At 50.7% G+C, this 4884-nt stretch carries 4 protein-coding genes; all 4 read right to left on the bottom strand.

Annotated features, from left to right (window positions below; genetic code table 11):
- Window positions 1-136: 136 nt before the first annotated feature.
- The 4 genes from HWQ67_RS13155 to rplI all read right to left on the bottom strand — a co-directional run bounded on the left by HWQ67_RS13155 (window position 137) and on the right by rplI (window position 4582).
- A complete protein-coding gene (locus HWQ67_RS13155; protein ID WP_218253148.1) occupies window positions 137-1381 on the bottom strand; it encodes a beta-ketoacyl-[acyl-carrier-protein] synthase family protein in 1245 nt (414 codons plus the stop codon).
- A 347-nt stretch (window positions 1382-1728) separates the two neighbouring features.
- On the bottom strand, window positions 1729-2562 hold the full coding sequence (gene amrB / locus HWQ67_RS13160; RefSeq protein WP_218253149.1) for an AmmeMemoRadiSam system protein B: 834 nt from the start codon (window positions 2560-2562) through the stop codon (window positions 1729-1731).
- 114 nt (window positions 2563-2676) lie between these two features.
- Complete coding sequence (dnaB, locus tag HWQ67_RS13165) at window positions 2677-4056, bottom strand: replicative DNA helicase (RefSeq protein WP_218253150.1); 1380 nt, start codon at window positions 4054-4056, stop codon at window positions 2677-2679.
- A gap of 82 nt (window positions 4057-4138) precedes the next feature.
- Window positions 4139-4582, bottom strand: coding sequence for a 50S ribosomal protein L9 (gene rplI / locus HWQ67_RS13170; protein WP_218253151.1), 444 nt, complete (start codon window positions 4580-4582; stop codon window positions 4139-4141).
- Window positions 4583-4884: the final 302 nt, after the last annotated feature.

A 4884-nucleotide genomic window follows, 5' to 3' on the forward strand; every position in this document is an offset into this window, starting at 1 on the left:
AAGGGGACGTTATCATCTTCTATATCGGAGACATCCTCGCCGGGGAGGACCTCGCTGATAATCTTTACCAAGTTGCCTTTTACTTCTTCTCTTGTCATATCTACCTCTTCTGTCATTAATTTACCTCTTTATGGGTTTAAGCACCATACTTCTTTACGATTACTGTGGAATTAATACCGAGCATTCCGAATGCGTTGTTGAGTATGTACTCGATATTATCGACCTTCATTGGTTTATCCCTGACGATGTTTGTGATTTTACATGCCGGGTCCAGGTTGTCCAGGTTCAGGGTGTGGTGTATCATGCCGTCGTCGAAGGACGGCAGTTCTCCGGCGAGTTCAAGTGCCCCTGCGGCACCCATCGTGTGACCAATGAAGCTCTTGGTGTTTGTGATATGGACGTCCTTGTGCATACCGAAGACGTCGTCTATGGAAATCCCCTCCTGCACATCACCCAGTGGGGTGGAGGTGGCGTGTGTGTTTATTATGTCTATATCCTGGGGACGGATACCGGCCTTATAGAGTGCCAGATGCATGCACTGTGCCTGTCGCACGCAGTTGGGGGCGACATAGTCGGAGGCGTCGGTGTTTATGGCATATCCCACGACTTCGGCGTATATTTTGGCGTTTCTGCTGAGTGCGTCATCGAGTCGTTCGAGGATATAGATGCAGCCGCCTTCGGAGATGACAATGCCGTTTCGGTCTGCGTCAAAGGGTCTGCTTGCCTTTGCGGGGTCGGAGTGGTGTGCGAGGGCGCCACCGTTTTTGAAGCTGGCGATTATCGGGAAGGCGTGTATTGTCTCCGACACTCCTCCGGCGATTGCCATATCGACCTCACCCAACCTAAGCATCTGCAGGCCCTGGATTATTCCCATGTTGCCTGCGGCACAGGCGGCGCCGATTGTATAGTGCGGCCCCGTTATTTTGAGGTTGAGGGCTATTTCACCGGCAGGATTGTTCGATATCCCCTTGGGGTTGAAGTTGTGGGAGACGTACCGGGGGTTATAGTCAAACTCCTTGATGGCAAAACATTCCACGACTGTTTCGGCGCACCCGTGTTCCGTGATGCCGACATAGATACCAATGCTGGATTTGTCGTACATGCTGAGGTCGAGCCTGGAGTCTGCGATGGCCTCATTGGTGCAATATATGCCGATGGAGCCTGCCCTTGTGCCACGCCTGCGTTCCTTTTTGGACTGATATCGCGTGTCGTCATAAGTGCAGACACCGGCCAATATCTCACCCATGATCTGGTCGTGAAAGACGGTAACGCCAGATTTACCCTCCAGGAGGTTTGTCCTGAACTCCGTAAGGTTGTTTCCGTTGGGGGCCGTCAGACCAACTCCTGTTATGACGATCCTCGCACTAGCTAAATTATCCATAGATAACACTTCCCCTATCTCTTAATGTTTCTGCATCCACAGTGAGTATATAAAAAAAAGACAGTACCGGACTTCAGGACATGTTCTTTCCCCACACTGGAAAGTCACTCTATACCCCATTGGTCTGATCCCTCAAGCAAGGATATGTTCTTGATGATATTCAACCTTATATACTAGCTTACCTCTATAGAATTTTGCACTTTTATCTTCAGCATAAAACTTCCTAAAAGGATATCATTAAAGATAAATCTTTGTCAACAATAAATTGTCCGGACAGGCACGGGGCCTGTCTGTGTTTCCGACAACGGGCATTGCATCGCAGAGATATGTCTTTTGCATATCAGCAGTTACGTGACAAGCACGCCTGCGTATCCGACTACGTGGTTGTAGTCGCCGCTTGTCTCTGCGGAGGTTTCGTACTTGACCAGCTCTGCCCTGGTGGCCCCCAGCTCCATGCAGGCATAGAGCATGACCGTTACGGGCATGGCCCCACACATGCTGATGTTTTCCTCATGCACCACTTCATATAGCCCTTCGGGGTCCATGGCGAGTATTTTTTCCAGTGCGAGGTTGTCCTTGTAGCGGGCCTGTTCTTCGGTGACGTAGTGGCTCATGTCGGAGCTTGCCACGATGACAATGTCTGTTGCGAGCTTTTGGGCGATTGCCATTCGTATCACGCCTGCTATGGTGATGGCTACCTGGTTGCACTCCTGCAGGGTGGCATGGAGCATCGTAATTGGCACGATACTGACGTCGGGGGATTGTGCGGCGGACAAGAAGTGCGCAATAAACGGTAATTGTACCTCCAGGGAGTGCTCGTAGTAGTGTGCGATGGGGTCGTCCTTGAGAAATACGGAGTGCTTAAGGAGCATATCCGCAATGCCTTCATTTATGCTAAATGTGTGCGTAGGTATCTCCCACTGCCCCTTCGACATCAGGGCAAACCGCTCCCCCGTGCCGGTGTGATTAGGACCAATCAGGATGATATTATCAGGCAACCTGACCCTGGAGTATGTCGCCCCGGCAACCCTCCCGGAATATATCAGACCGGCATGAGGAGTCACAATGCCAAAGACCTTTTCCTTCCGTGCATCATCCTGCACAAGCCCCTTCACCTGATGCTGCAACTCTTCACTGGTGCCCTTGTAGAAGTGCCCTGCCACTGCCGCCTGCCTTTTCATGGTCCAACCCTCCTTATTATTATTAGTCCCCCCGGCGACACCCCGGGAGGCATCAGCCGACCCCACGGCAATGGCTTGCGACGCCATACCCGAACAGTCAGCTCTGATTAGTGCTCAAAAACTGCTATCTTTCCCATTGCCGGAGTATCCCTCGTGGGAGTCCGTATAGTCGGCAAAGCGGGTATAATCAGACATAAACGTCAGATTCACCTTCACCCCGGCCGGACCGTTTCGCTGCTTTGCTATGTGTATTTCGGCCTTGCCCTTTGACTCCTGATTGTCTCTATTATACACCTCGTCGCGGTATAAAAACAATATAACGTCGGCATCCTGCTCTATGGCGCCGGACTCTCTGAGGTCTGCCAGGGTTGGTATCGGTGGTCTGCGTTGCTCCACAAGCCTGTTTAACTGGCTGAGGGCTATGACGGGGATACTCAATTCCTTTGCCAGCCCTTTGAGAGATCGTGATATTTCGGAAATTTCCTGTTCTCTGCGTTCTGCCCCTGCCCTGCCGCGCACCAGTTGCAGGTAGTCAACGATCACCAGGCCCAGGTCACGCTCCATCTTTAACCTCCGTGCCTTTGACCTCATCTCCAGCACACCGATGTCGGAGGAGTCATCGATAAATATAGGCGCCTCTGCCAGTCTGCCCGCCGCCGCGGTCAATATCGGCCACTCCTCACGGCGGAGAATCCCCTTCCTGACCCTGTTTGAATCTACCATCGCCTCCGAACACAGCATCCTCAGGGCAAGTGAACGCTTGGACATCTCAAGACTGAATATGGCAATAGGTCTCTTGGTGTGAACCCCGACGTGCTGGGCAATGTTCAGACAAAATGCGGTCTTTCCCATCGACGGCCTGCCCCCTATGATTATCAGGTCGCTGTCCTGAAACCCGGAGGTCAGTTCGTCAAGGTCCTTAAAGCCCGACGGAGTGCCCGTTATGGTCTCCTTTTTTGCGTAAAGGTGCTCTACAAGTTCGATGCTCTCCTTTACGATAACATCAAGGGAGGTGAAGGACTGTCGCACACGCTTGTCTGCTATCTCAAAGATGGTCTTTTCGGCAATATCGACCATGTCGTCGGCGTCCTGTCCCTGCTCGTATACCGTTGATATGATGGTGGTAGCGCCTTGGACCAGGCCACGCATAAGAGCTTTTTCCCGTATGATTTTGCTGTGAAATGCCACGTTGGCCGAGGTGGCAACTGCGTTGACCAAGGTCGAAAGATACGACAACCCACCTATTTTGTCGATATCGCCCGTTTTTTTCAGATGGTCTGTCAGGGTGACAAGGTCAATAGGCTCGTGTTTGTCAAGTATGGCAAGCATAGCCCTGAAGACACGCTTGTGTGAGTCCTTGTAGAAATCCTCATCGGATATCACCTCGATAACCTTATAGATGGCCTCCTGCTCCAGGAGTATTGCCCCCAGGACGGCTTGTTCGGCCTCTATGTTCTGCGGTGGTATCCTGTCAAGCGCCGTGTCATCTGCCATAGATACACCCCGCTATATCCGCCACTGTCCCAATCATAAACGCTCCGACACGATTCATGCGGCCCTCCGGTGACACACTACCCTATTCAGCCGTAACCTCAACCTTAAGGTCAGCCGAAACCTCCGGATGAATCCGGACCTTGACCACGTGCTCACCAATACGTTTTATCGGGCTATCCATGTGTATCTTCCTCTTGTCAACCGTAAAGCCTGCCCCCACAAGGGCCTCCGATATATCCTTGCTGGTAACCGAGCCAAAGAGCTTACCCTCTTCACCGGCCTTGGCCGTAAGCGTGATGGTTACTGATGAAAGTCTGGTGGCCAGGTCACCCGCCGTTGTCTTGAGCTTTTTGATTCTTTCTTCGATATTGCGGCTTTCGTGTCTGAGGGCCTTCAGGTTGCGTTCGCTTGCCTCCACTGCCAGGTTTCTTGGCAAGAGATAATTCCTTGCATAGCCGTTGGCTACATTTACAATTGACCCCATATTACCCAGATTGGCAATATCGTCTTTTAAGATCACCTTCATCTGTCGTACTCCTTCCTGAAATTTTGTAGTTCTGATAGTATAGCATAAAAAACCATACTATGTGACGGGACTATCGCATTAGGGTACATAAATTTTTAGTTGGTGTTCTGGAGTTATTGTCTAATCTGTTTTTAGTATCCTCTCAAAAAAGCAGGGTAATTTTTATTTCACGTTTAAAAGGCATGGATTCCTGCTTTCGCAGGAATGACAATTACAGCCGTTTTCTAAGTGTGTCATTTCTGGCTTGACCAGAAATCCAGTATGCGTAAAAGTATAGTTACCATGAAATATAAAGAAGATAC

Source organism: Candidatus Magnetobacterium casense (assembly GCF_019173545.1).
GTDB lineage: Bacteria > Nitrospirota > Thermodesulfovibrionia > Thermodesulfovibrionales > Magnetobacteriaceae > Magnetobacterium > Magnetobacterium cryptolimnobacter.